Genomic DNA, 24259 nt, shown 5'->3' on the forward strand with positions numbered 1-24259 from the left:
ATGAAAGAATAATGGAAAAATTACCAATCAAAACAGTTGTAGAAGGTTTACTTGATCTACAAAAAACGGGGGAAAGTGCGACATTGTTAGGTATTGGACCAATGTCCAAAAATTGTGTGCAAGCGACTCTAGAATTGTCAAAAGAAGATGACTATCCAGTAATGTTTATCGCAAGTCGTAACCAAGTTGATGCCGATGAACTAGGTGGTGGTTATGTAAATGGCTGGAACCAATTTACTTTCGCTCAAGCAGTAGAAGAAGTTGCCGAAGAAATTGGTTATGATAATTTGTATTATCTATGTCGTGATCATGGTGGACCTTGGCAACGTGACAAAGAACGTAATGATCACCTACCAACAGAAATCGCTATGGAGCTAGGTCAAAAATCTTATGTAGCTGATATTGAAGCTGGATTTGATTTGTTGATGATTGATCCCACAAAAGATCCTTTCGAAGTTGGAAAAGTAATTCCATTAGATACAGTATTAGAAAGAACTGTAGACTTAATTGAGTTTTGTGAAAAAGAACGTAAATCACGTAATTTACCTGAAATTGGGTATGAAGTTGGAACTGAAGAAACAAATGGTGGATTGACTTCGACAGAAACATATGAAACATTTATTTTACAATTAAAAGATGAATTGGAAAAACGTGATTTACCAATGCCTACATTTATTGTAGGCCAAACGGGGACATTGACTCGTAAAACAGAACAAGTAGGTACATTTAATTTTAAAAATGCATATGATTTGGCTCAAATGGCTAAACAGTATGGTGTTGGACTAAAAGAACACAATGGAGACTATTTAGACGATGTAACATTATTAGAACATATTCCATCTGAAATTACTGCTACGAATGTTGCTCCTCAGTATGGAACAGAGGAAACTCGTGCATATTTAAATCTAGCAGCAGTTGAAGCTCGCTTAGTTGAAAATGATTTGGTGAAAAAAGCTTCTAATACTCGTGAAACATTATTGATTCATGCAATTAAGAGTGAGCGTTGGAGAAAATGGATGGTTGGTGAACAAAAAGAATTGACTGTTGAACAAATTCTAGATTCAGGTGATAAAGAACTACAAGCTGATATCTTGGATATTGCAGGACATTACACATTTAATGATGATGAAGTAAAAGCTGAAATTGAAAAATTATATGCTAATTTGAAAGAGCATAACATTGATGGTCAACGTTATGTTATTGATCATATCAAACGTCCAATTCGTGATTATGCAGAATGTTATAACCTTAAAGGTGTAACTACTCGAATCAAAAATATTTCAAAATAAAAGGTAGGAAAAAAGGAATGAAATTTTTCTTAGATACAGCTAATTTAAGTGAAATCAAGAAAATCACTGCTTTAGGATTAGTAGATGGCGTAACAACAAATCCGACTATCATTTCTAAAGAGGGCAGGGATTTTGAAGAAGTAATCAAGGAAATTTGTTCGATTGTAGATGGGCCGGTCAGTGCAGAAGTTACAGGATTATCATCAGACGAGATGATCAAAGAAGCAAAAATTATTGCTAAATGGGCAGAAAATGTTGTTGTAAAAATTCCTATGACTGAAGAAGGGTTACGAGCAGTGCATGTATTGTCAAATGAAGGGATTAAAACGAATGTAACGCTTATCTTTACTGTTGCACAAGGGTTAATGGCGATGAAAGCTGGTGCAACTTATATCAGTCCTTTTGTAGGTCGTTTAGAAGATATCGGAACGAATGCGTATCAATTAATAGCAGATTTAAGAAGTATTATAGACTTCTACAATTTTGATTCTGAGATTATAGCAGCAAGTATTCGTAATTTAGCACATATTGAAGCAGTAGCTAAACTAGGCGCTCATATTGCGACAATTCCTGGAAATCTATTTTCAAATTTATGGGGACATCCATTAACTGATCAGGGAATTGAAACATTTTTGAAAGATTGGGAAGCATTTAATAAATAGAGTAAAGAGAATAGCTGATCGTGCGATTAGCTATTCTTTTTGAGAAAAGAGGAGAATTATGTTTAGTAAAATTGATCAAAGAGCCATCAATACCATTCGTACTTTGAGTATTGATGCTATTGAAAAAGCAAATTCTGGTCACCCAGGACTACCTATGGGAGCAGCTCCTATGGCGTATGTTTTATGGAGTAAGTTTTTAAAAATCAATCCGACTACTTCTAAAAACTGGACAGATCGAGACCGTTTCGTTTTGTCAGCGGGACATGGATCAGCTTTATTATACAGTTTGCTGCATTTATCAGGATACAATGTCTCCTTAGATGATTTAAAGCAATTTCGTCAGTGGGGATCAATAACACCTGGACATCCAGAAGTTACTCATACAGAAGGCGTTGAAGCAACCACTGGTCCCCTAGGTCAAGGGATTGCTATGGCTGTAGGAATGGCCATGGCTGAAGCTCATCTATCGGCTACGTATAATCGTGAAAATTATTCAATTGTCAATCATTATACTTATGCACTATGCGGTGATGGTGATTTAATGGAAGGTGTTTCACAGGAAGCTGCTTCTATGGCAGGACATATGAAACTAAATAAACTAATTGTTTTATATGATTCGAATGACATTTCACTTGATGGCCCGACTTCAAAAGCATTTACTGAAAATGTAGGACAACGTTTTGAAGCGTATGGTTGGGAATATTTACTGGTACAAGACGGAAATGATTTAAATGAAATTTATCAAGCTATAAAATCAGCACAGCAATCAAACAAGCCTACTTTGATTGAAGTAAAAACAGTTATTGGCTATGGATCTGTAAATGAAGGTACTTCTAAAGTACATGGTTCACCTTTGGGTATTGATGATACAAAAAATGTAAAAACTTTTTATGGTGTGGACACAGAAGAATCATTTTATGTTTCGAAAGAAGTTCGTAGTCATTTTATTGAACAAATTGTTTGTGAAGGGCAACGTGCAGAGAAAAATTGGCAAATTCTTTTTGACAGTTATCAAGAAGTCTACCCTGAATTAGCTACCCAATATAAAAAAGCATTTAGCAATGAATTACCAGATACATGGGCAGAAAATTTACCAACTTATAGTACTGGAACAAGTGCCGCAAGTCGAGTGACAAGCAAAGAGATTATTCAGGTTTTATCAAAAAATATCCCAACTTTTTGGGGTGGTTCGGCTGATCTTTCGGCTTCTAATAATACGATGGTTTCTGAAGAATCTGATTTTACACCAGAAAATTATGCTGGTAGAAATATTTGGTTTGGCGTACGTGAGTTTGCAATGGCTGCTGCTATGAATGGGATTCAATTGCATGGTGGTACGAAAGTATATGGTGGGACATTCTTTGTCTTTGTAGACTATTTACGAGCTGCGGTACGATTAAGTGCTTTACAAAAGTTGCCAGTGACCTATGTGTTAACACATGATTCCGTAGCTGTTGGCGAAGATGGACCAACGCATGAACCGGTTGAACAATTGGCTAGCTTACGCTGTATGCCAGATGTTCAAGTTATTCGTCCAGCGGATGGAAATGAAACGGTTGCTGCTTGGAAAGTAGCTGTTTCTTCAAAAGATAAACCTACTGTTTTAGTTTTGAGTCGTCAAAATTTACCTGTAATTGAAGATACAAATAGATTAGCAACAGAAGGAGTAGCTAAAGGAGGATATGTCATTTCTAAGCAAAAAGGAGAATTTCCAGAAGGAATTTTAATAGCTACAGGCTCAGAAGTAAACTTAGCAATTAATGCTCAAAAAAGATTACTTGAATCTGGTAAAGATGTATCGGTTGTATCATTGCCAAGTTTTGATTTATTTGAACAGCAAAACGAAGTCTACAAAGAATCTGTATTGCCAACGACTGTTTTAAAACGAGTATCAATTGAAATGGGTGCAAGTTTTGGTTGGGAACGTTATGTGGGACTACAAGGAAAAATGATTAGTGTAAATCGATTTGGTGCCAGTGCTCCAGGAGATACTGTTATTGAAAGATATGGTTTTACCGTTGAAAACGTAGTAAATACGTATAATTCATTTTAATTAATATCATTTGGTAAACAAATATGATTACAAAACGGATGAGAGAATGTAAACGTTACTGTTTCTTCAGATCATGGAACTACTCATTAGAAGAAAATATAAAAGCACATCTGTCGAATTGAAAAATCGCTTATGAAGATTTTTGTACGGATAAGGCAATTGTTAGTGTAAATTATCCGAACTATGTGCAAAAAGTTTCGGAAGCTATTCTAGATAAAGAAATAGATTATGGAATTTTAGGTTGTGAAACAGGATCCAGAACGTGCATTGCGACCAATATCAACAAGGTCATTCATATATCAATTATGAGAGGTGTATTTTCAGAGATAGCTACTAAAGAGCACAATAATGCACTATTATTTGTTTAGATCAACATGTAATTGGTTATGGTTTGACACTAAAGATTGTAGATTTTTTGGCTAGATATTGATTTTCAAGGCAATCGTTATCAAAATAGAATTGATACGCTTGAAAAGTAAGAAGGTTAAAATTGATTACCTGTATTAAGTTCATTAGGAGTAATACAGGTAAGGTAATTGTAAAAAAATTGAGGAGGAAGTTGATGCAAAATGTTTTTATATTTGACATTGATGATACAATGTATGATCAACAAAGTGCATTTGGTAAAGCTATTAATAGTTTAGATCTTCCTAATGATAAAATTTTAGACATTCCACATCTTTATCAATTGATGAAAGAATATGGAGATGAGACATTTTCTTTAGGATTCGATAAAACAAAATTAAAGCAAATGCATATATACAGAATTAAACGTTCTCTTCTGGATTATGATATAGAGATTACTGATGAGCAGGCAATTAAATTTCAAATGAATTTTGATAAGTATCAAGATGAAATACAGTTGTTTCCTAAAATGGATAATTTACTTGACTTTCTTGTTAGAAAGAATCAAATTTTAGGAATTATTACCAATGGCACCTATACAAAGCAATCAAAAAAAATAGAGAAATTAAACTTAGCAAGATGGTTTCCTAGAAATAATATGGTGATATCTGAAGAACTAGGTATTTCAAAACCTAACAAAGATATTTTTCAGTATTTTGAAAGAAAAATATCTTTGCCTTCTAAAAATGAGAATTTTTATTATGTTGGAGATAATTACTTAAATGACATTGTTGGACCAAAAACAGTTGGATGGAATACCATATGGGTAAATTATAGAAACTATCAAAAGCCCAAAGTTTGTTTAGCTGATTATATTGTAGAAACTCCTAATGAATTAAGTACAATTATTAGCAAAATTATCTTTAATTAAACGACACCTCATTTGATTGCACTATGCTAATGCAATCAAATGAGGTGTTTATTTTTTTATTTATCATTTATATTAATTACAGGAAACGTTTTTTTATGGCAACACTTATATTTTCTGTCTGTTTTATCCTTTAATTCAAAGGTTCGTCTCTGTTTTTTCAGTTCTTATTATTAAGTAATTTGCAACAATTTTAAAATAACTAGAATAGTAGTTTTATAAAGGAGTTAATTATGAAAGCTGTATTATTTGATGTAGATGATACATTGTATGATCAATTACACCCATTTCAACAAGCATATGAAAAACATTTTAATTTTCCAAATGTTTCAATTGAAACGCTCTATATTTTAAGTCGTAAATATAGTGATGAAGTTTTTCATTTATCAGAAAGTGGCAATATGACTATGGAAGAAATGCATAGATATCGTATAGGAAAAGCTTTGGCTTATTTTGATTATGAAATTACCAGCGAGGAAGCTATGGAATTTCAAAAGACTTATCAACAATATCAACAGTTAATTGAACTTACGCCAGGTATGATTAATGCATTGGATTATTGTAAAGAAAAGCAAGCAATACTCGGGATTATTACAAATGGACCATTAGATCACCAAAAGAGAAAAATTAATCAATTACAGTTAAAAAAATGGATTCCTGAAAGCAACATATTTATTTCATCTGAAATTGGAGTTGCTAAACCAGATCCTGAGATATTTTATTTAGCAGAAAAAAACTCAAACTAACTAGAAAAGATACTTATTTTGTGGGAGATTCCTTTCAGAATGATATTATTGGAGCTAAGAGCGCAGGGTGGAAAGCAATTTGGAGTAATCAACGTAACCATCCAGAGCCAACAACCGTTGTTAAACCAGATTATATTATTAATAATAAAAAAACTTTACTGGAAGTGTTAGAGGAGCTTTTGTAGTTAAAATCAAGTAGTCATTTTTATAAAATAAAAATAGCTAAGAGGATTGGACTGGGTATAACAAACTAGATAAAAAGATAAAGGAAAGTGAGAATCTGGATTATGCCAAGACGTCCATTTGACAAAATATTTAAAATTGCTGCTGTAAAACTAGTGACTGAAGCAGATGTTCCTGTGCCAACATTCTCTTCAGCGATTTCATATTTCGATTCATATCGTTCAGAACGCTTACCAGCGAATATTATTCAAGCACAACGTGATTACTTTGGAGCACATACGTACGAACGTACGGATCGTGAAGGTATTTTCCATTATTCATGGTATGAGTAAAAAAGTGGAGGTTGGAGGAATCCAATCTCCTTTTTTTATAGTTTTTGTAAATTATTTCCTGTTATTATTTGACAAATGTAAATTATTTTCTTATTATAGAGTTAAGAAAAATAATAGTTAGGGGATAAATAATAATGGAAACGATAAATGAAATTGGAATGATTGGTCTAGGTAAAATGGGATTAGGATTAGCCAAAAACATGATCCGAAACGGGATTAGGGTAATCGGATATGACAAAGAAAGTAAAGTTGGAATTGAAGGCGATTTCAATCAAGTCGGTTCATTATCTGAAGTGGTTGCTGCTTTATCAGGTCGGCGTGTAATCTGGTTAATGGTTCCTGCAGGCTGTGTAACACGTCAGGTTCTGATCGAATTGGGTGAATTATTAGCTGAAGGTGATATCGTCATCGATGGTGGAAATTCATTTTTCAAAGACTCTCTTGCAAATTATGAATACCTAGCAATGAAAGGAATTTCATTTTTAGATTGTGGTTCTTCTGGTGGCATGAGCGGTGCATTAAATGGTGGGAATTTTATGGTCGGTGGTGACAAAGAGACCTTTGACTTTGTAGAATCTCTGTTTGAGAAGATTTCATGTCCAAACGGATATCTTTATACAGGAAAATCAGGAAGTGGTCATTATTTAAAAATGATTCACAACGGCATTGAATATGCCATGATGGCTGCGATTGGTGAAGGATTTGATTTACTAGAACATTCTGAATATGACTTTGACAATGAAAAAGTTGCTCGATTATGGAATAACGGTTCTGTCATACGTTCATGGTTAATTGAATTAGCGGAAGAAGCATTTAAGAATGATCCAAAACTAGATAAAGTAAAAGGGATTATGTATTCTTCAGGCGAAGGAAAATGGACAGTGGATGAAGCATTACAAAAACAAGTAGCCATTCCTGTGATTACGATGTCATTAATGATGCGCTACCGTTCTTTAGAAGAAGATACATTTACTGGAAAAGTTGTTTCCTCTTTACGAAATGGTTTTGGAGGACACGCAATGAAAACAATCAAATGATGACTATTGTCAAAAGGAGCAGAATAGTAGCAGCCATTTATTCGAGTTGTTTTCAGAAGAAATCTTTAGGTGATATGCACAAACAACCCGATACAATAGTGACGCCACTATAAAATAAAAAATCGTTGTGAAGTATCTGCTTCACGGCGATTTTATTTGTTCTAAGATTAGAAATGGAACTTGCTTTTGTGGCAGCTTTATTTTATGATTTACCAAAGATGTTTGGTCATTTAACATGAATGGGGAGGAGTTATATGTCTAATTTTCAAAGTATTGCTAAAAGTAATTATGAAAACCTAACAAAAGCAGAAAAAACAGTGATTGATTTTATTCTTGCAGATGTCGCAGCAGCTAGTATGATGACAATCTCTGATGTTTCTAAAAAAATAAATGTTTCAATTGCTACAATTTCACGTCTATCTAAAAAATTAGGTTATCAATCTTATCAAGAAATGCGTTTGAAAGTATATGAGGGGCATGATACGAAACCATCTAAGTTTTTTCCAAATCTTACCAAAGATGATTCATTTGTTGAGATTGCTACAAACTCATTTTATATGAGCAAGGTGTCATTAGATGAGACACAATCAATCTTAATAGAAGAAGATTTAGAAAAAGCAGTTGATTTATTGGCACGAGTGAAGACCTGTAGCATTTTTGGTTTGGGTGCATCACAAGTTGTTGCCATGAATACTTTTCATTGTTTTTTACGATCATCATTGAATTGTACGTACATTCAGGATTATCATTTACAGATGATGTCTCTCACCAAATTGGGAGAAGGGGATTGTCTTTTCTTAATTTCACATACGGGTCACAATAAAGATGTGATTCAATTAGCAACAATCGCCCGTGAAAAGAAAATTCCTATTATTACGATTACTAGTAACCGCCACTCGCCACTCGCTAAGTTGAGTGATATTATCCTGGTTTCTGTTTCAGATGAGACAAAATATCGACCAGAAGCTGTTTCCTCACTACTCGCACAAATTGCGCTTGTCGATGCATTATTTATGATTTATGCCATTAAAGTAGATGATAATGAAGAATACCTATTGAAATCACGAGCGATTATTAATAAAACGCGACTTTCATCGGAGGATGCTTAGTGAAAGCCAAGCTAATTAGCAAAACAAAAGAAGCTTTGAGCGAATGTGTGCTCAAAGCTTCTTTTTCTATGGGTACACTTTTTTTGTGAAGAATTCTAAAATTAATGGTGCGATTACTGTGCTTAATAGAATAATGATGACAAACGGTGAATAATAGCTAGGATCGATTAATCCTGCTTGGTAGCCAATCTGTAAAACGATTAAGGCCATCTCACCACGAGAGACCATTCCAGCACCGACCATCCAGGAACTGTTCGTACTAAATCCAGCAAGTTTTGAACCTGTAAAACCGCCTAGAAGTTTAGAGACAACAGCAATAAGTGTGAAGACGATTATGAAGAGCATTTGTGATTTGAAGTTTTCGAATGAAACATCTAATCCAATGCTAACAAAGAAGACTGGAACAAATACGGAGTAACCTAATGCTTCTACATTGTGCATTACTTCCTGTTGTACTTTTGTTTGACTTACTGCAACCCCAGCGAAAAAGGCACCAATAACAGCACTTAAACCGACAAAATCAGCAAGATAAGCCATAGTCAAACAAATTACGAGTGAAACAATGATAACAGCAGAATTAGCAAATAACTTTTCAGCTAAATCGACTAAATAAGGAGCAATCCATTTTACCAACATGAAAATTAGAAAGAAATAAGCAATTTCTTCTAAGATTAGAAGGGGTAATGGCGTACCGTTTGTAGAGGAACCTGTTAAAAGTGGAATACTTAGACTTAGAACTAAAACAACTAAGACATCATCCATAACTGATGCACCTAAAGTTGTTGAGCCTTCTTTTGTATTCATGACGTTCATTTCTTTTAGAACTTCGACAGTAATACTTACTGCAGTTGCTGATAAAATAATTCCGAAGAAGAAGGATTCCTGAAAGCTAATTTGAAATGCGGTTCCGGAAATTGCACCAAGAACCAAGGGGAAGATAACACCAAACGTTGCAACTAACAAACTAGGTTTTAGATATTTCTTTAATAAGCCGAGATCACTTTCTAATCCAGCTAAAAACATTAATAAGATGACACCAATTTCTGAAAACTCATGCACAAGTTCACTTGACTGAACCCAATTAAGTACTGCTCCTCCTAGTAACACTCCGACTAAAAGTTGCCCAACAACAGCTGGTATGCCAATTCGCCTCGATAAATGTGACGCGATTGTCGTCGACACAAGAATGAGACATAGAATACCAATAAATTCCATAACATCCGACCTTTCTTATTTAAAGTAACAAAATAATTGTACCATTTTAGGAAAGCGGATGCACTAAAAAAGTTTGGTAATCCTAACTTTTTTCACATAGTAAGAGGAAAAGTGAGGATTTTTTCATAAAAAAAGAGATAGAGAGAATTCTCTACCTAGTTTTTTATGAATATACTTTTTTAGTAAAATATTTCAAAATTAATGGGGAAAGTAAGGTGCTTAATAGAATAATGACAACTAAAGGTGAGTAATACTGCGGTTCAATCATTTTTGATTGATGACCGATTTGTAAAATGACTAACGCCATCTCACCGCGAGAAATCATACCGGCACCAACCATCAACGAACTATTGTTGTCAAAGCCAGCAATTTTTGATCCGAGAAAACCACCGAATAGTTTAGACACAATTGCAACAATAGTGAAAGCAACAATAAATAATAGTTGTTCTCCAAAGTTGGCAAAGGATACATCTAAACCGATGCTAACAAAGAAAACTGGGATAAAGATGGCATAACCTAAAGCTTCCACATTATGCATGACCTCTTGTTTAACTTTTGTTTGACTCACAGCGATTCCTGCGAAAAAGGCACCAATTACAGAACTTAGACCGACAAAATCAGCAAGATAAGACATCCCTAAGCAAATGACTAGTGAAGTGATGATTATTGCAGCATTTGCAAACAATTTTTCTGCTAAATGAATTAAGTAAGGAGCAATCCATTTAACTAACGCAAAAATAAGTACAAAATAAAGTACTTGCTCGATGAGTAATAGCGATAATGGCGTCTCGCTAGTTGCTCCTCCTGTAAATAGTGGGATACTTAAACTCAACACTAAAACTGCTAAAATATCATCCACAACCGATGCGCCCAGAATGGTGGAACCTTCTTTGGTCGTAACCACATTTAATTCTTTTAACACTTCAACGGATATACTAACCGAAGTTGCCGCTAAAATGATGCCAAAGAAGACGGATTCTTTAAAACTAACTTGAAAGGCTTCACCGGTTCCTAAGCCTAAAATAAGCGGTAAAACCACTCCAAAAACGGCCACTAATAAGCCTGGTTTAAAGTATTTGCGTAGCAGTGCTAAATCACTTTCTAAACCGGCCAAAAACATTAGTAAAATAACCCCGATTTCAGAAAATTCATGTACCAATTCAGTAGAATGGACAAGTTTTAACCCTGCGCTACCCAAGACAACTCCGACTAAGAGCTGCCCAATTACAGCAGGTATACCAATTCTTCTAGAAAAATGTGAAGCTAAAGTCGTTGTTACTAAAATGAGACAGAGAGTGCCAATAAAAGCCATATATTTCAACCTTTCTAAATTTAAAGTAATGATACAAGTATAGCATAAAATAAACCGTTAGAAATAGCTCTAACGGTTTGCAGCTTACAGTAATCTTAATCTGGGTATTTCTATTTGTATACGTTCATTGGCCCGTTTTAGACGTGTGGAGGATGAAAATATGTTGGCATGTTGGCACAAAGAAGGGATGGTGCGCAAGGCATTGCCACCTTGTAAAAGAATGCCATATTCCTCTTCACGATAAAAATTATAGATAACGGCTGAAGTTTGGTGCTGAATATGTAGGTCTCTGGCTGTTTGTTGATCTTGCCAAAATTTTTCTTTAACGAGTGCTGATTGACGATCTTCTCGAAACACATCAATATCCCCACCGGTTTCTGCGAAGAGAGTCTCCGCTAGTTGTGGTGAATAAGGTGTTTTTTGATAAATAACCGCCGTTTGCAGTTTAAGTAAAAAGGCGCGTGCATATTTTTTGCCCTGTTGTTGGGCTGCTTTGTAATCCAGTGCTGCTGCATAAGAATGGTTTAAAAAAGTATTTCTAGCGTCTAAATCTTTTTTATACCAATCATTATTGCGCATAACGGATGTTGTAGTAGACATATTAACAAAAGGTAAAATTTGTAAGTTGATTTTTTCAGGGCTTTCGTTAATAAAATCGATTAATTTGGTTTCTTCTTCTAAGCAAAATGAACCAAATGGGTGAATAAACAAATAGATCTCAATCACTAGGTGTTCCTCCAAATACAGTGCTTTCTAAAATAAATCATCTATACTTTAACAGAAAAAGCAAAAAAGTGAAAATGAAAACCTTTTACAGTGTGCGAGTGGCACGAATAATTTTGTTTTCTGCCGGGCAATAAGAGATTGCATGTGCTTGAAGATAGCGATCGAATGCTTGTTTTCCGACTTGAGCATCTGTAACTTCCAGCTCTAATTCATAATCGTGTTTTTGGTTGTACCAGCTTTCATCTAATGCTAGTAAGCCTTCTGGAATAGCAAATTCAGCACGTTTAGTTGTCAGGGAAGTTAAAATAGTTAATTGTTGGATAGTAATCCCTAGTTGCGCTAGTTCTTTGGCAACGGCTCCTGTAGTTAGAATTGTTTTTTCTTCAACTAAGCGTTTGGTTTCTGCTAAAGTTAAAGAATCTGTCGTTTCTAATAAACCAATTTCTTGTGGTGTTTTTAAAGTGAGTTCCCCTTTGTCTGCATATTGACGGATTCGTAAACCACAGCGTTTTTGTCGCAAATCTCCTTGAGGTGTGTCAAAATAAATATTTGTTTGTGTGTGAAAATCTTGTTCATTCAAATGATAAAAATTGCAAAAATAATCATATTCTGCTTTAGTTAGTAGTGTTTTAAATTCAATTTCAAGTTGTTTCATCTTTGTCAGCTCCTCTTCTTCTTTTTACCCTAGAAAGAGCGCTTCGTCAACTTTTTATACAAAACTGTAAAGGAACACTAAAGCTTTTTGGTTACTTATGATAAAATGATAAGTGAACGTTAGCTGAGAAATGAGGGAATGTGTATGGAAAAGAATTGGGATAGTTTTTTAGCCCCTTATGAGCAAACAGTTGCAGAATTGAAGGTCAAACTTCGCGGAATCAGGAAACAATTTCGTGAAAAAAATCAGCATGTTCCAATTGAATTTGTCACTGGACGTGTGAAACCAATCGAAAGTATTCTAACAAAGTGCGAATTGCGTAATATCCCAGTTGATCGCATAGAATCGGAAATGTCAGATATTGCTGGATTACGAATTATGTGCCAATTTGTTGAAGATATTCACGAAGTAGTGAAATTATTGCGTAGTCGTAAAGATATGAAAGTGCTTATTGAGCGAGATTATGTAACCAATCATAAAGCGAGTGGTTATCGTTCCTATCATTTAGTTATTGAGTATCCTGTTCAACTAGTAGAAGGTGAGAAGAAAATTCTTGCAGAGATTCAAATTCGCACATTAGCTATGAATTTTTGGGCAACAATTGAACATTCATTAAATTATAAATATCAAGGTGATTTTCCTAAAGAAATTGGGGAACGTTTAAAACGAGCGGCCGAAGCAGCCTATCAATTAGATGGAGAAATGTCGAGTATTCGTGAAGAAATACAAGAAGCCCAACATTTATTTTCACATGGCAAAGGCAGTTCCAACGATAGCCGTTATCAGCAGATTGCGGAATGGAAGGAAGAATCTTTATGAGACAATTGAAGGTGGCTGTGATTCACAGTCATGTCGAGAAATCCTTAAAAGCTGCTGACAAATTATATGAACTTTTAACCAAAAGAGGCCACGAAATTAATCGTGACCAGCCAGATATCGTCATTTCTGTTGGTGGAGATGGTACCTTGTTATCGGCTTTCCATCTTTATAACCATAAGTTAGATAAAGTTCGCTTTTTAGGCGTGCATACTGGTCACTTAGGTTTTTATACGGATTGGCGTGACTATGAACTAGAAGAATTAGTAGAAACTTTATGTACAGACCAAGAAAAAAGTGTTAGTTACCCATTATTAGATGTACGCATTAAGTACAGAAATGGGAAGCCTGATAAGCATTTTATAGCTTTAAATGAATCAACTATTAAACGTGGGAACCGGACAATGGTTGCAGATATATATATTAAAGATGAATTGTTCGAACGTTTTCGTGGGGATGGTTTATCAGTATCTACGCCAACAGGTTCTACAGCTTATAATAAAAGTGTCGGTGGGGCAGTATTGCATCCAAGTATCAATGCTTTTCAACTAGCAGAAATTGCCTCTTTGAACAATCGGGTTTTTCGTACGCTAGGTTCACCGATTGTTGTTGCACAACAAGAATGGGTTGAGATTAAGTTACAAAACAGTACCGATTATTTAGTAACTATTGATCAGTTTAACATCCAGCAAGATCAAATTGAGTCGGTTCAGTACCGAATTGCTGACGAGCGAATTCATTTTGCGTCGTATCGTCACATGCATTTTTGGCATCGAGTTCGTGATGCATTTATTGGAGAATTGTAAATCGTATGGAATTTATGTTTAATTATCAAAAGGAACATTCACAGCAAGTAAAAAGTTTTTTAAAAGAACAAGGCATTTCAAAAAGTTTATTGGCGAAAATTAAATTTCAAGGTGGCAAAATTTTTGTTAATAATGCGATTCAAAATGTATTATATTATTTAGAGGCCGGCGACCAAGTACGGATTATTATTCCGGACGAGGGGGAGCATGAAACAGTTTTATTAGATGAAACACCCATTGATATTATCTTTGAAGACGAACACATTTTAGTGGTGAACAAACCAGCAGGAGTTTCTTCCATACCTGCTCAATATCATCCGAACTATACGATGGCGAATCGTGTAAAGGCGTATTATAAACGTCAAGGCTATGTGAATCAGGTCGTGCATGTGGTGACCAGATTAGATCGTGATACGTCGGGGTTAATGTTGTTTGCCAAGCATGGATTTGCGCATGCGAAGCTAGATGTTCAATTACGTGAAAAAAAATTCATCAAAAAGTATCAAGCATTGCTTTCAGGGAAAGTAGACACTTTGCTTGCGCATGATAGGATTGAATTACCAATCGGTCGTGATTATACCTCTTTAATTAAACGAACGGTATTAGCAGAGGGCCGATATGCGAACACGGAATATTGGTTAGAAAAACGCAATGATGAGTTGGCTTTAGTAGATATTCAACTGCATACTGGGCGAACCCATCAGATTCGTGTGCACTTTTCGGCAATTGGTTGTCCATTAGTTGGTGATGATATGTATGGAGGAACAATGGATTTACCGCTGGTACGTCAAGCGCTGCATTGTTATGAGCTCCGTTTTACGCATCCTTTTACACAAAAAGCATTAGCTTTTCATTGCCCATTACCCTCAGATATGGCAGAAATCAGACAAACAATTGGAACGAGGTGAAGAGATTGGATGAAACAAAAGAATTAGAAGAACGTTTTGCTCAATTGCAGAAAGATTTGGATGAAGAGAATCTACAGGAATTTAGAGATGCATTTTTGGAGATGCATATTTATGAACAGGGACAATTTTATCAATCCCTCAAAGAAGATCAACGTCTTTTGGTTTATTCCTATCTTTCACCAAAAGAATTAGCAGATATGTTTGACGTAATTGAAGAAGACAATGAATACATGAAAGATTATTTAGCAGAAATGCGTCCGAGTTATGCCGCAGAAATGCTTTCTGAAATGTATACCGATAATGCTGTCGATTTATTAAATACATTAAACAAAAAACAAACTGCTAAATATTTAAGTTTAATGGATGCAGAAGATGCTGCTGAAATTAAAGAATTGTTACATTACGAGGATGAAACAGCTGGTTCGATTATGACGACAGAGTATGTATCCATTGTTGCTAATCAAACCGTTCGTTCCGCTATGTACGTTTTAAAAAATGAAGCCAAAGCGGCTGAAACAATCTATTATATTTATGTCGTTGATCAAGAAGGGCGTCTTGTTGGGGTTATTTCTTTAAGAGATTTAATTGTAAGCGATGATGACGCAATGATTTCTGATGTCATGAGTGAACGAGTAATGTCGGTCCATGTTGGTGATGACCAGGAAGATGTTGCCCAAACGTTCCGTGATTATGATTTCTTAGCTTTACCAGTTACAGACTACGATGATCATTTATTGGGAATTGTAACGGTCGATGATATCATTGACGTTATCGATGAAGAAGCAGCGAGTGACTACTCTGGTTTGGCGGGGGTTAACGTAGAAGAAATCAGTGAAAATCCCGTTAAAGCAGCAGGTAAGCGGCTCCCTTGGTTAATCACCTTGTTATTTTTAGGGATGGCTACTGCGAGTTTAATTAGTCACTATGAAGATTTAGTGAGTGAAGCCAGTATTTTAGCAGTATTTATTTCTTTAATTACAGGAACAGCGGGGAATGCAGGGACACAATCTCTGGCCGTTGCAGTTCGACGCTTGGCAATGAATGATGATAAGAGCAATACTTTTTTTGCAACAGTTTTAGGTGAGGTTTTAACTGGCGTTATTACTGGGGCAATCACAGGCTTAACTATTTTTGCAATTGTTGCTATTTGGAAAGGAAATCCAATTTTAGGTTTTGTCATTGGCATGGCGATGATGTGTGCTATTACGGTTGCCAATTTAGCTGGTAGTTTAATTCCCATGCTGATGGATAAATTAGGTTTTGATCCAGCCGTTGCCAGTGGGCCATTCATTACAACTTTAAGTGATTTAACTAGTGTGTTGATTTACTTTAACATTGCTAGCATGTTTATGAATTATTTTATTGGAAATTGAAAAGCAAGCGAGTCGGTACACACGATTCGCTTGCTTTTTTTTAATTTATTAACTTAATGAAAAAGGATAGTCGGCTGTTTGATAGTTTTTAGCATGTGGCACGATTCCTAATTGATTAAAGATAGAACCTCCGCTCATTAAATCAGCGTGTGAATAAAATAGTTTATTATATTCCTGACCGTTACGTAGCACTTGGTGGATGAACTGTTGTTGTGGATAGTTTGGGCTACTTTCGATTGTTAAGGTATGACCACTTGATAAATGGAGCGTTGCTTTGTCAAATAAAGGCATTCCTAAAACGTATTCACCAGCTCCGGGAGTAACTGGATAAAAGCCCAAGCTGTTAAAGATATACCAACCAGCCATACTACCATTGTCTTCATCTCCAGGATAACCACTAGTACTAGGATTAAAAGTTTGTGTCAATAACTGTTTAATCAAGGGCTGTGCCATTTCTGGCTTGCCAATGTAATTAAATAAAAATGGATAATGGAAACTTGGTTGATTGGAGATTGCTAATTGTCCGAATTCTAAAGCTGCCATTTCACTCATTTCATGGATTTCAAAACCATAACCTTCAACATTGAAAGTCGGTGCTTGATTGCATAATGCAACTAATTTTTCTTCAAAAGCATCATTGCTGCCAAATTGTTGAATTAAACCAGCAAAATCTTGGTAAACGGCAAAACTGCTTTGCCATGAGCTTCCTTCAGCATAGTCTTTGCCCCAACGAATGTCTAAAAAGTTTTCACGAAAGACTCCTTGCTTGTCTTTGGCGCGCATGAAACCTGTTTTTGAATCAAAAATATTTTGGTAGTTACGAGCTTGTTTTTGATAGTAAGTTGCATCTGTTATTTCTCCAAGTGTTTGGGCGACTTGGCTAATACAAAAATCACTATACGCATAATCAAGGGTATGGTTAACTGATTCATGGTAGTCACTTGGAACATAACCATACTTCAAATAATCTGTCGTTCCTTGTCGTCCATAATTAGGATTTTCGCTTTGAACGGTCGCTGCTTTTTTCATTGCAGTAAGAAATTCTGGCATTAAATCAGGGCGAATCTGTTTCACAGCTGCATCTGCAATGACCGCATCAATTAATGTTCCAGGCATTAAGCCACGTTCATCTGGTGAAAGCCATTTTGGTAAAAAGCCAGTTTCATTGTAACTATTTAAAAATCCTTCAAGCATGTCTTCATATTTTTCTTGGGCAATTAACGAATACAGCGGATAAACAGTTTTGTAGGTATCCCAAAAACCGTTGTTTGTATAAAGGACACCAGTCCGAACTTGCTTGCTTAAGGTATCATAATGAATGGCTTGATCATTTTCATCACGCTCATAAAAAGTTTGAGGGAATAAGAATGTGCGATAAAAATTATGATAAAATGTTGCAACTTGTTCGGCATCATGATGTTCGATTTCGATACGTTGCAATAAATCTTGCCATAAAGCTTGGCTTTGTTGTAGGTACTCATTTGGTTGCAATGATTTTTCTCGTTCTAAATTTAATTGTGCTTGTTCTTGGCTAATAAAAGATGTCCCAAAGCGTACCACCTGTTGTTGATTTGTAAAGGAAAGTAATAAACTGCCATCTTCACCCTGTGCCTGTGTTTGTTCTGTTGTAAAAGGCTGTTCGAAATGCAATGTAAGATAAAATGTGAAATCAGAATCTTCGCATCCCGAAAAATTAATGACTTCAAGTGTAACTGTTTGATTGTCCAAAATTTCATAGCGATAACGACCTGGCAGTGTCAATAAGACGCCATTTTCATTCTGTTGATAATTCATCGTCAACACGCCACCATACATACTCGGAATGATAGTTGATTGAATACCATAACGCAATTGTTTGATTGCTAAATGCGTTGGTTGAAAAGTGCTTTCTTCTGGTCGGTAAAAGCTTTGGGTATGGAATAATGAATACTCAGAAAGCTTGCCACTTACTGGTGTGAAAAGTAAATGACTAAAATCACCCATCCACGGGCTAGGTTGATGGGTTAGACGATAACCTTGGAAAGTGTGGTCTTCAGGATGAAACCACCAGCTTCCTTTTTGATCAGTTGTCTGTGGAGCGAAGTAGTTCATTCCAAAGGGCACACCTGTATAAGGTAAACAATTTCCATTTGAAAAACTATATTGATTAGCAGTGCCGTGGCGTGTATCGATTGTTTGAGTAAGCATAATTTCTCCTTTTTAACATTAAATTTGTTTTGTTGATTGACGTTGCACGAAAGTCACAGGAACTTTGATATCTGCTGGAACTTGATTGTTTTCAATCCATTCAATTAATGTTTGACCAGCAATTTCTCCAATTTTTTTGAAATCCTGAGCAATCGTTGTTAAAGGGGGTTCCACAAGTTGCGAGGCTTGGATGTCATCAAAGCCAATCACTGAAAAATCGTCAGGAAGCGTATAACCAGCTTGTTTTAAGGTACGCATAGCTTCAATAGCTACCAAGTCGTTTTCACAAACTAGCGCAGTCACTTGGTTTTCCATTACATAAGTCAAAAGATGTTCATTCGTAGCTGTCAGGTCGATAGAAGATGTATGGAATGTTAGATTGGCGCCATTTAATGTTCTTAAATAACCAATATAACGATTTCGCACAGATTGTGGATGAACCGAGTGGCCAAATAGATAGGCGATTCGAGTATGTCCTTCATCGATTAGAAATTGTGTAGCAAGCTGTCCACCAGCTACATTGTCTGATAAAATCGATGGAAAATTTAACTCAAAATTCTTTTTATCTAAAGAGATTACCGGAAAAGCTTTAATGGCTAATTCGACTAAAGTGTCTAAATATTGATCGGTATTTTCAGCATAATAAATCAATCCATCATATTCCTGCATTAATTCGCCTGCATTTTTTTGAGAAAAGACATCTAATGTTCCCATAGCGACTTCGACTTGTTGTTCTTGCATGATAGGGAGTAAACCATCCGTGAAATTTCCTAAAGAGAGATCATGCAAGAAAGGTAAAAGAAATAAAATCCGAGTCGCTTTTGTGGATACGCGTTGAGTGACTTGTTGAGGTGCTTCTTTTACAAAACTTCCCTTCCCCCGCACACGATAGATTAAACCGGCTTGTTCTAATTCGGTTAATGCTCGTTTAGAGGTAATCCGACTAACTTGGTATTGCTCTGATAATTCTTTTTCAGTAGGGAGTTGACCGTTAAGCGGCAATTGTCCTGAAAAAATTTGTTTTTTTAAATCATGGAGTATCATTTTATATAGTGGTTCTTTCATAAGGGGTGCCTCCTTAAATGATATATCATATAAGGATGATAACATAAAAACATAAAAAAATAAATCATTTATTTAAAAGAAAGCGTAGACATTTTCATGTTTTGTAGTATAATCAGGATATAAAATATATCAAATCGGTGGAGGATGACATAAATGACTTATAAAGATATACCAAATTCAGTACAAGTATTCATGGATAAAATTACAGAGAAATGTGGAGAAGCACACCAAGATTGGGCACAGAACTTTAATGCTGCTTTTGCAAATACTTTATTAACTACCGTAAAGCGTCATGAGGATGGCACAACTTTCTTATTAACAGGTGATATTCCTGCAATGTGGTTACGTGACTCAACCGCTCAAGTTCGCCCGTATCTAGTTGTGGCAAAAGAAGACGAAGATTTAGCAGCTATGATTAGTGGGTTGGTGAAAAAACAATTTTTCTATATCAATATCGATCCTTATGCGAATGCTTTTAATGAAGAAGCAAATGGTGCTGGCCATCAAGACGACCATACCGAAATGAACGATTGGATTTGGGAACGTAAATATGAAATTGACTCATTGTGTTATCCTGTTCAACTAGCATATTTACTTTATAAAAATACTGGACGTACTGATCAATTTAATGAAGATTTCGTAAATGGTGTGAAAAAGATTTTACAAGTATTTGAGGTAGAACAAGACCACAATCAATCACCTTATAACTTTGTTCGTGAGACATGGCGTAAAGAAGACACCTTAATTAATGAAGGAAAAGGTGTTGCGGTTGCCCCTACAGGAATGACATGGTCAGGTTTCCGTCCAAGTGATGATGCTTGTGCAGGTGGGGGATATTTAGTGCCATCAAATATGTTTGCTGTTGTCATCTTAGGATATTTAGAAGAAATTTTTAGTAGTGTATTAACAGATACTGCGATTGTTGAAAAAGCTAGAACCTTACGTGAAGAAATTCAAGCAGGTATTGAAGCACATGGACGTACACAAAATGCAGCTGGCGAAGATATTTATGCGTATGAAGTAGATGGTTTGGGAAATGCTTCCATTATGGATGATAGCAATGTCCCTAATTTAATTTCAGCACCATATCTAGGGTACGGTTCTATGAAAGATGAACGTTATTTACGTACTAGAAAAACTTTATTAAGTCAAGAAAATCCATATTTCTATGAAGGGAAATATGCAAAAGGTATTGGTTCTTCCCATACACCAGAGAATTATATTTGGCCAATTGCGATGGCAATGGAAGGCATGACAACTGATGATAAAGTAGAAAAAGAACGGATTTTAAACCAATTGGTTGCAACAGACGCTGGAACGCACTTAATGCATGAAGGCTTTGATGTAGATGACCCAACGCAATATACACGCGAATGGTTCTCTTGGGCAAACATGATGTTCTGTGAATTAGTGATGGATTACTTTGATATTCAAGTAGAAAAATAGGAGAAAATAGATGAAAAAGAAAGTATATATTATTTCTCATAGTCACTGGGACCGCGAATGGTACGTGGCGTATGAAAAACACCATATGTTATTAGTCGAACTGATGGATGATTTGTTAGAAATTTTTGAAACAGACCCGGATTTTAATAGCTTTCATTTAGATGGTCAAACGATTATTTTGGATGATTATTTACAAGTACGTCCAGAAAAACGTGATGCTGTTCAAAAAGCAATTGATGATGGAAAATTACGCATTGGACCATTTTACATTTTGCAAGATGACTTTTTAACTAGTTCTGAATCAAATGTTCGTAACATGTTGATTGGGATGGAAGAGAGTCGTAAGTGGGGAACGCCTGTCAAATTAGGTTACTTCCCAGATACTTTTGGAAATATGGGACAAGCACCTCAATTAATGCAAAAAGCTGGTTTTGATGCAGCCGCATTTGGTCGTGGTGTGAAACCAATCGGCTTTGATAACCAAGTCTTAGAATCTGAAAGTTATACCTCACAATATTCTGAAATGTGGTGGCAAGGTCCAGATCAATCAGAAATTTTTGGACTATTGTTTGCAAATTGGTATAGCAACGGCAATGAAATTCCAGCAGAAAAAGAAGCCGCAATTCGGTTCTGGGATCAAAAATTAGCCGATGCAGAAAAATTTGCTTCGACAGATCACTTGTTAATGATGAATGGTTGTGACCATCAACCTGTTCAAAAAGATATTACGAAAGCAATTGCTTTAGCAAATGACTTGTACCCAGAATATGAGTTTATTCATTCAAACTTTACTGATTATTTAGCCGCGGTTCAAAAAGACTTGCCGGAAGATTTAGGTTCAGTCAAAGGGGAATTAACGAGTCAAGAAACTGATGGCTGGTATACGTTAGCTAATACGGCTTCTGCTCGTGTTTACTTGAAACAGTGGAATACGCGTGTTCAACGTCAATTAGAAAACATTGCTGAACCTTTGGCAAGTATGGCATATGAAGTCACGGGTCATTACCCACATGACCAATTGGATTATGCTTGGAAGACATTAATGCAAAATCATCCACACGATAGCATTTGTGGTTGCTCAGTCGATGAAGTTCATCGTGAAATGGTTCCACGTTTTGAAAAAGCCAATGAAGTAGGAAAATATGTTGCAGAAGAAGCAGTCAATGCGCTAACAGCTGAAATTGATACGGAAGCATTTGCTAAAGATAGTTTCCCATTTGTAGTCTTTAATACAAGTGGTTTATCTAAGAGTGGCGAAGCTGAAATTGAAATTGAATTAGAACGAAAAACATTCGCGCAAGGCTATCCAGAACAACTGTATCGTGCATTAGATGAATTGCCAAAAGGTGACTATCATGTAGTCGATGAAACTGGTCAACCTGTTTCGGCGGTTATTTCTGAGGAAAAAGTTCGCTTTGATTATGATTTGCCTAAAGATGGTTTCCGTATTCCTTATATGAAACGTTATGTGACAGTTAAGCTGGTTGTGCAAGATTTAGCAGCTTTCTCATGGACAACGTTGGCATTAGTTTCAGGACCAGCGGTGAATCAGACAGAAAAATTAGCAAGTGCTGATGGACGTATCTTAGAAAATGCTCAAATTAAAGTAGAAGTCTCTGAAAATGGTACTTTAGCAATTACAGACAAAACAACTCAGGAAACAGTCACTGATTTATTGGTATTTGAAAACGTTGGTGATATTGCTAATGAATATATTTTCATGCAACCAAAAAATGACCAAGCCATTTTATCAAGTGATGTCGTTGCTGATGTAGAAGTTGTCGAAAATCATGCGGATAAAGCAGTTGTCAAAGTGACACATGTCTTAGAAATTCCTGTTTCAGCAGATGAGTTATTGGATATTGAACAACAAATGGTTATTGGTTTTACTGGCCGTAAAGCAGGTCGTTCAAAAGAAACGGCACCATTAACCATTGAAACATTCGTAACTGTTCATAAAGACAGTAAAAAAGTTGATTTTGAAACCCGTCTAAACAATCAAATGAAAGACCATCGCTTACGTGTGTTATTCCCAACTGGTTTACAAGTAGAAACGCATGAAGCAGATAGTATTTATGAAGTTGTTGAACGTCCAAATCATGTTTCAGCAAGCTGGGAAAATCCAACCAATCCTCAACATCAACATGCATTTGCTAACTTACATGATGCCACACGTGGTGTGACAGTTGGTAACTTTGGGTTAAATGAATATGAGATTGTGGCAGACACAATTGCAGTGACTTTATTACGTTGTGTTCGTGAATTAGGTGATTGGGGATACTTCCCAACACCAGAAGCACAATGTTTAGGAGAACATACATTTAATTACAGTGTGGAACTTCATGGAGCCCCTGAAACACGTTATGAAACATATAAACATGCCTACACTGCGCAAGTACCATTTACAGTGGCACAAGTAGCTGTTCAATCAGGAAACTATCCAGCAACGTATCACTATGTAGATGTTGAAAGTGAAACCTTTGTGCCGACTGCATTGAAACGTCGAAAAGCTGATCAAGCCTTAATTTTACGTGGATATAATATGTCCGATGAAACCAAAGCACTAACGATTGAAAAAGCAGAAGCCACACCAGTGGTATTAAACTTGCTTGAAGAACCATCTGAAGAGAGTTATGTATCAGAAATTCAACCATACGAAATTCGTACAATTGGTTTGATGAAATAAGAGAAAAAGCGTCTGCTCGGGTTTATAGAGTAGACGCTTTTTTTATAGCTACTTATCGCTAAAATAAATAGACTCGTGTAACTGGCATTTCGGATTAAAGGGAGCGTAACAATAGGAACAGGCACCGGTTTTGTATTGTGAAAACGTCAATGTTGTGCGACAACGTCCACAAATTACAGGAGCCAAATCAGTCCGCCTAATCGCTTCAAACGAGTGTGTTTCACAGCTATCATGACATTGATAACAAGCATAATATTTTTGACATGTCTGGCATTTTAAACCGACAATATCATTTTCCTGATGATAATGAAAACATCTACCCTCAGCATCAATATCTCGTCCGTAAATAATCATAAAAAAACCTCTTTCTTTTTGTTAAC

The 24259-nt window shown here is 35.8% G+C and carries 23 protein-coding genes; 16 read left to right on the plus strand and 7 right to left on the minus strand.

Going from position 1 to position 24259, the window contains the following annotated elements; genetic code table 11:
* The first annotated feature begins 11 nt into the window (after window positions 1-11).
* The 10 genes from AC4BC5_RS10075 to AC4BC5_RS10120 all read left to right on the plus strand — a co-directional run bounded on the left by AC4BC5_RS10075 (window position 12) and on the right by AC4BC5_RS10120 (window position 8684).
* On the plus strand, window positions 12-1289 hold the full coding sequence (locus AC4BC5_RS10075) for a class II D-tagatose-bisphosphate aldolase non-catalytic subunit (protein ID WP_490495267.1): 1278 nt from the start codon (window positions 12-14) through the stop codon (window positions 1287-1289).
* Between the two features lie 17 nt (window positions 1290-1306).
* On the plus strand, window positions 1307-1951 hold the full coding sequence (gene fsa / locus AC4BC5_RS10080; protein ID WP_490495268.1) for a fructose-6-phosphate aldolase: 645 nt from the start codon (window positions 1307-1309) through the stop codon (window positions 1949-1951).
* Between the two features lie 58 nt (window positions 1952-2009).
* Window positions 2010-4004, plus strand: a complete 1995-nt coding sequence (gene tkt, locus AC4BC5_RS10085) for a transketolase (protein ID WP_490495269.1) — start codon at window positions 2010-2012, stop codon at window positions 4002-4004.
* Between the two features lie 185 nt (window positions 4005-4189).
* Window positions 4190-4372, plus strand: a complete 183-nt coding sequence (locus AC4BC5_RS10090; protein ID WP_490495270.1) for an RpiB/LacA/LacB family sugar-phosphate isomerase — start codon at window positions 4190-4192, stop codon at window positions 4370-4372.
* Between the two features lie 194 nt (window positions 4373-4566).
* Window positions 4567-5280: an HAD family hydrolase gene (locus AC4BC5_RS10095; RefSeq protein WP_490495271.1), complete on the plus strand. Its 714-nt coding sequence runs from the start codon at window positions 4567-4569 to the stop codon at window positions 5278-5280.
* Between the two features lie 230 nt (window positions 5281-5510).
* Window positions 5511-6023 carry an HAD family hydrolase gene (locus AC4BC5_RS10100; protein ID WP_490495272.1) on the plus strand — a complete coding sequence of 171 codons (513 nt, stop codon included), beginning with the start codon at window positions 5511-5513 and terminating at the stop codon, window positions 6021-6023.
* A 20-nt stretch (window positions 6024-6043) separates the two neighbouring features.
* Window positions 6044-6208, plus strand: coding sequence for a hypothetical protein (locus tag AC4BC5_RS10105; RefSeq protein ID WP_490495273.1), 165 nt, complete (start codon window positions 6044-6046; stop codon window positions 6206-6208).
* Window positions 6209-6361: 153 nt separating this feature from the next.
* Window positions 6362-6538 (plus strand): hypothetical protein, encoded by a 177-nt coding sequence (locus AC4BC5_RS10110; RefSeq protein ID WP_490497536.1) that lies wholly within the window; start codon window positions 6362-6364, stop codon window positions 6536-6538.
* Between the two features lie 134 nt (window positions 6539-6672).
* Window positions 6673-7575, plus strand: a complete 903-nt coding sequence (gene gnd, locus AC4BC5_RS10115; protein ID WP_490495274.1) for a phosphogluconate dehydrogenase (NAD(+)-dependent, decarboxylating) — start codon at window positions 6673-6675, stop codon at window positions 7573-7575.
* 254 nt (window positions 7576-7829) lie between these two features.
* The gene (locus AC4BC5_RS10120) at window positions 7830-8684 is read left to right on the plus strand and encodes a MurR/RpiR family transcriptional regulator (RefSeq protein ID WP_490495275.1); all 855 of its coding nucleotides are present in this window, start codon (window positions 7830-7832) and stop codon (window positions 8682-8684) included.
* Window positions 8685-8750: 66 nt separating this feature from the next.
* On the opposite strand, the gene AC4BC5_RS10125 is transcribed toward AC4BC5_RS10120, so the two are convergent.
* The 4 genes from AC4BC5_RS10125 to AC4BC5_RS10140 all read right to left on the minus strand — a co-directional run bounded on the left by AC4BC5_RS10125 (window position 8751) and on the right by AC4BC5_RS10140 (window position 12592).
* On the minus strand, window positions 8751-9899 hold the full coding sequence (locus tag AC4BC5_RS10125; RefSeq protein WP_490495276.1) for a cation:proton antiporter: 1149 nt from the start codon (window positions 9897-9899) through the stop codon (window positions 8751-8753).
* Between the two features lie 163 nt (window positions 9900-10062).
* Window positions 10063-11211 carry a cation:proton antiporter gene (locus AC4BC5_RS10130; RefSeq protein WP_490495277.1) on the minus strand — a complete coding sequence of 383 codons (1149 nt, stop codon included), beginning with the start codon at window positions 11209-11211 and terminating at the stop codon, window positions 10063-10065.
* A gap of 84 nt (window positions 11212-11295) precedes the next feature.
* A complete protein-coding gene (locus AC4BC5_RS10135) occupies window positions 11296-11937 on the minus strand; it encodes a DsbA family protein (protein WP_490495278.1) in 642 nt (213 codons plus the stop codon).
* 85 nt (window positions 11938-12022) lie between these two features.
* Entirely contained in the window at window positions 12023-12592 is a 570-nt protein-coding gene (locus AC4BC5_RS10140; RefSeq protein WP_490495279.1) for a CYTH domain-containing protein, read from the minus strand.
* Between the two features lie 144 nt (window positions 12593-12736).
* On the opposite strand from AC4BC5_RS10140, the gene yjbM reads away from it, so the two are divergent.
* The 4 genes from yjbM to mgtE are packed head-to-tail and all read left to right on the plus strand — an operon-like array spanning window position 12737 to window position 16495.
* Entirely contained in the window at window positions 12737-13411 is a 675-nt protein-coding gene (gene yjbM, locus AC4BC5_RS10145) for a GTP diphosphokinase (RefSeq protein ID WP_490495280.1), read from the plus strand.
* 5 nt (window positions 13412-13416) lie between these two features.
* Window positions 13417-14214: an NAD kinase gene (locus tag AC4BC5_RS10150; RefSeq protein WP_490497537.1), complete on the plus strand. Its 798-nt coding sequence runs from the start codon at window positions 13417-13419 to the stop codon at window positions 14212-14214.
* 5 nt (window positions 14215-14219) lie between these two features.
* The gene (locus AC4BC5_RS10155) at window positions 14220-15122 is read left to right on the plus strand and encodes an RluA family pseudouridine synthase (protein WP_490495281.1); all 903 of its coding nucleotides are present in this window, start codon (window positions 14220-14222) and stop codon (window positions 15120-15122) included.
* A gap of 5 nt (window positions 15123-15127) precedes the next feature.
* Window positions 15128-16495: a magnesium transporter gene (gene mgtE / locus AC4BC5_RS10160; protein WP_490495282.1), complete on the plus strand. Its 1368-nt coding sequence runs from the start codon at window positions 15128-15130 to the stop codon at window positions 16493-16495.
* 48 nt (window positions 16496-16543) lie between these two features.
* Here mgtE and AC4BC5_RS10165 read toward each other — a convergent pair whose 3' ends face one another.
* Both AC4BC5_RS10165 and AC4BC5_RS10170 read right to left on the minus strand, forming a co-directional pair.
* Window positions 16544-18682: a GH92 family glycosyl hydrolase gene (locus AC4BC5_RS10165; protein ID WP_490495283.1), complete on the minus strand. Its 2139-nt coding sequence runs from the start codon at window positions 18680-18682 to the stop codon at window positions 16544-16546.
* A gap of 18 nt (window positions 18683-18700) precedes the next feature.
* The gene (locus tag AC4BC5_RS10170; RefSeq protein ID WP_490495284.1) at window positions 18701-19747 is read right to left on the minus strand and encodes a GntR family transcriptional regulator; all 1047 of its coding nucleotides are present in this window, start codon (window positions 19745-19747) and stop codon (window positions 18701-18703) included.
* A 153-nt stretch (window positions 19748-19900) separates the two neighbouring features.
* On the opposite strand from AC4BC5_RS10170, the gene AC4BC5_RS10175 reads away from it, so the two are divergent.
* Complete coding sequence (locus AC4BC5_RS10175) at window positions 19901-21193, plus strand: glycoside hydrolase family 125 protein (RefSeq protein ID WP_490495285.1); 1293 nt, start codon at window positions 19901-19903, stop codon at window positions 21191-21193.
* 10 nt (window positions 21194-21203) lie between these two features.
* The gene (locus AC4BC5_RS10180; RefSeq protein ID WP_490495286.1) at window positions 21204-23879 is read left to right on the plus strand and encodes an alpha-mannosidase; all 2676 of its coding nucleotides are present in this window, start codon (window positions 21204-21206) and stop codon (window positions 23877-23879) included.
* Window positions 23880-23927: 48 nt separating this feature from the next.
* On the opposite strand, the gene AC4BC5_RS10185 is transcribed toward AC4BC5_RS10180, so the two are convergent.
* Window positions 23928-24233, minus strand: coding sequence for a CHY zinc finger protein (locus AC4BC5_RS10185; RefSeq protein ID WP_490495287.1), 306 nt, complete (start codon window positions 24231-24233; stop codon window positions 23928-23930).
* Window positions 24234-24259: the final 26 nt, after the last annotated feature.

The organism is Enterococcus sp. AMC2644, assembly GCF_058216475.1.

Coding starts and splice junctions, on each gene's coding strand:
- AC4BC5_RS10120 (WP_490495275.1), top strand. CDS start 7,830: ATGTCTAATTTTCAAAGTATTGCTAAAAGTAATTATGAAAACCTAACA.
- AC4BC5_RS10180 (WP_490495286.1), top strand. CDS start 21,204: ATGAAAAAGAAAGTATATATTATTTCTCATAGTCACTGGGACCGCGAA.
- AC4BC5_RS10095 (WP_490495271.1), top strand. CDS start 4,567: ATGCAAAATGTTTTTATATTTGACATTGATGATACAATGTATGATCAA.
- AC4BC5_RS10130 (WP_490495277.1), bottom strand. CDS start 11,211: ATGGCTTTTATTGGCACTCTCTGTCTCATTTTAGTAACAACGACTTTA.
- fsa (WP_490495268.1), top strand. CDS start 1,307: ATGAAATTTTTCTTAGATACAGCTAATTTAAGTGAAATCAAGAAAATC.
- AC4BC5_RS10165 (WP_490495283.1), bottom strand. CDS start 18,682: ATGCTTACTCAAACAATCGATACACGCCACGGCACTGCTAATCAATAT.
- AC4BC5_RS10075 (WP_490495267.1), top strand. CDS start 12: ATGGAAAAATTACCAATCAAAACAGTTGTAGAAGGTTTACTTGATCTA.
- yjbM (WP_490495280.1), top strand. CDS start 12,737: ATGGAAAAGAATTGGGATAGTTTTTTAGCCCCTTATGAGCAAACAGTT.
- AC4BC5_RS10185 (WP_490495287.1), bottom strand. CDS start 24,233: ATGATTATTTACGGACGAGATATTGATGCTGAGGGTAGATGTTTTCAT.
- AC4BC5_RS10125 (WP_490495276.1), bottom strand. CDS start 9,899: ATGGAATTTATTGGTATTCTATGTCTCATTCTTGTGTCGACGACAATC.
- AC4BC5_RS10175 (WP_490495285.1), top strand. CDS start 19,901: ATGACTTATAAAGATATACCAAATTCAGTACAAGTATTCATGGATAAA.
- AC4BC5_RS10155 (WP_490495281.1), top strand. CDS start 14,220: ATGGAATTTATGTTTAATTATCAAAAGGAACATTCACAGCAAGTAAAA.
- AC4BC5_RS10100 (WP_490495272.1), top strand. CDS start 5,511: ATGAAAGCTGTATTATTTGATGTAGATGATACATTGTATGATCAATTA.
- AC4BC5_RS10170 (WP_490495284.1), bottom strand. CDS start 19,747: ATGAAAGAACCACTATATAAAATGATACTCCATGATTTAAAAAAACAA.
- AC4BC5_RS10140 (WP_490495279.1), bottom strand. CDS start 12,592: ATGAAACAACTTGAAATTGAATTTAAAACACTACTAACTAAAGCAGAA.
- gnd (WP_490495274.1), top strand. CDS start 6,673: ATGGAAACGATAAATGAAATTGGAATGATTGGTCTAGGTAAAATGGGA.
- tkt (WP_490495269.1), top strand. CDS start 2,010: ATGTTTAGTAAAATTGATCAAAGAGCCATCAATACCATTCGTACTTTG.